This is a genomic window from bacterium (genome assembly GCA_028821235.1).
Lineage (GTDB): Bacteria > Actinomycetota > Acidimicrobiia > Spongiisociales > Spongiisociaceae > Spongiisocius.
Genome location: JAPPGV010000125.1, coordinates 3,264 through 5,887 on the forward strand (window position 1 = coordinate 3,264; position 2,624 = coordinate 5,887).

General features: G+C 65.5%; 1 protein-coding gene. It reads left to right on the plus strand.

Translation table 11 applies throughout. From position 1 onward, the window contains the following. Positions 1-382: 382 nt before the first annotated feature. Positions 383-2,620, plus strand: a complete 2,238-nt coding sequence (locus OXK16_12700) for an MMPL family transporter (protein MDE0376802.1) — start codon at positions 383-385, stop codon at positions 2,618-2,620. Positions 2,621-2,624 lie beyond the last annotated feature (4 nt).

Sequence of the window (2,624 nt, forward strand, 5' to 3'; positions counted from 1 at the left end):
ACCCTGGCGGTGCGTGACCCCTACCTGGACCCGCTGAACGTGCTGCAGGTGGAACTGCTGAAACGATCCCGTTCAGGAGACCACGAGAGATACCGGCGCGGACTCCTCCTGACCATCAACGGCATCGCGGCAGGCATGCGCAACACGGGTTGACGACACCCGGTCGCCTGTCGCCGCCGTGCCGGACACGGATACGGGCACCGGGTCCGTCGCGTGTTCGCGCAGACCGCATGAGGCCCGACGAGCGCGGCTGGAAGCGGAAACGTCGCTAATGTGGGATCAGGATGTTCTCGAACATCCTGATCCGGCCATCCGGGGGACCTAGGGTCACGGATCTGCCAGCAATTTCTTCCGAAAACGGCGGACAAGGAGGAGAGACCTGATGCTCGGACCGCTCGCCCGCTTCTCGGCGCGCCGGCCGCTGGTCACCATCGGTATTTGGGTTGGGCTGGTGCTGGTCTCGCTCGGGCTGATCGACCGGCTGCTGGACAGCGCCACCACCACCGAGTTCCGGCTGTCCTCGCGCTACGAATCGGAGCAGGCCGCCGCGCTCCTCGAGGACAGGTTGCGAGGCCCCAGGCAGCTGGCAGAGTTGGTTGTGGTCGAGTCCCCATCCATGACCGTGGACGACCCGGCCTTCCGAACGAAGGTGGAGTCGCTTGCCGCCGAGATCACAGGGCTGGGACCCGACGTGGTGGCCCTGCAGGATCACTTCTACGTCTCCAGCAATCCGGTGCTGGTTTCCCGTGACCGCCAGACCACCATCATGGCCTTCGCAATGACCGGTAGCGCCCAGGACGCCACCGTGGACGTCGGTGACGTCATCCACATCGTCGAAGAAGCCAACGGGGTGGGAGGCTTCCGGGTGTTGATCGGGGGCGACGCCAGCGTTGCCTTCGAGACCAACGAACTGGCGATTCACGACCTGGAGAGGGGCGAGCGGTTCGGGGTCCCGGTAGCGCTCCTCATCCTGCTGGTCCTCCTCGGCGCGGTGGTGGCCATGTTGCTCCCGCTGGGTCTGGCCGTGGTGGCCATCGTCCTCGCCCTGGCGGCCGTTGCCGTCATCGGCCAGCAGTTCCAGCTGGTCTTCTTCGTCACGCTGATGGTGGTGATGATCGGCCTGGCGGTCGGCATCGACTACTCGCTCCTGGTCGTCTCACGCTTCAAGGAGGAGATGGCGCGCGGGCTGCCGGCGCGTGACGCGGTAGGACGTGCCACCGCGACAGCGGGCCGGACGGTGATCTTCAGCGGCGCCACCGTCGTGCTGGCCCTGGTCGGTCTGCTGATCACCCCCGCCTCCTTCTACCAATCTCTTGCGCTGGGGGCGATCCTGGTGGTGATCTTCGCCATGCTGGCGACGCTGACCCTGCTGCCGGCGGTGCTGACGTTGCTCGGTCCGAGAGTGGACCTTCTCCCGATTCGGTTCCTGGCCAGGTTCTCGCTCAAGAGCCCCGACACCTCCCAGGAGGGCTTCTGGGAGAACGTAACGAGGCTCGTGATGCGCCGCCCGGTGATCAGCATCCTCCTTGTCGCCATCCCGATGCTCGCCCTGTCCTACTTCTACCTGGACATGCGGACGGGACTCAATGATGTCAACACCTTCCCCGACGGCGCGCAGACCAAGGAAGCCTTCCTGCTGCTCGAGGAGAAGTTCGCCGTGGGGAGTGTCACCCCCGCCGGCGTACTCAGCCCGGCCGAGATAGTCGTGGACGGTGACGCCGACGATCCCGCCGTGACGGCTGCCATAGGCAAGTTGCAGGGCGCCCTCATCGCCGATCCCAGGTTCCCCGTGCCCCCCAGCCGGGAGGTGAACGCGGCCGGGGATCTGACGCTCCTGTCCCTCCCCTACCCGGGTCAGCCGAGCAGTACGGAGGCCGCCGAACTGATGTCGGTCCTCCGCGACGAGATCATCCCGACCGCGTTCGAGGGGGCCCCCGTCCAGGTCTACGTGGGTGGTCTTACCGCGGAGGTCGCCGACTTCTTCGGGATAGTGAGGGTCTACACACCGATCGTCTTCGCCCTCGTGCTCGGCCTCAGCTTCGTCATCCTGATGATGGTCTTCCGGTCCCTGGTCATCCCGCTCAAGGCAATCATCATGAACCTGCTCTCCGTCGGCGCCACCTACGGGCTGCTGGTGCTGGTATTCCAGAAGGGAGTCGCGATCGACCTGTTCGGATTCCAGCGGGCCGAGGTGATCGACGCCTGGATACCGCTTTTCCTGTTCGCCGTCCTGTTCGGGCTGTCCATGGACTACCACGTCTTCCTGCTCAGCCGGATACGCGAACGCTACGACGAGACGGGTGACAACACCGAGGCGGTGGCGTACGGACTCCGTTCGACCGCCGGGATCATCACCGGCGCCGCCCTCATCATGGTGGTCGTGTTCGGCGCCTTCGCCACGGGACGGACCATCATCAACCAACTCATGGGCTTCGGTTTGGCGGTGGCCGTGCTACTGGACGCCACGCTGGTCCGCTCCGTCCTGGTACCGGCCAGCATGGAAGTGCTGGGCAAGCGCAACTGGTACATGCCGCCCTGGCTGAACTGGCTCCCCGACCTTCGTGTCGAGGCAGAGGAGGAGCATCCGGCAAGTGGCCCCGGGGAGGATCGCAACCGGTGAGAAT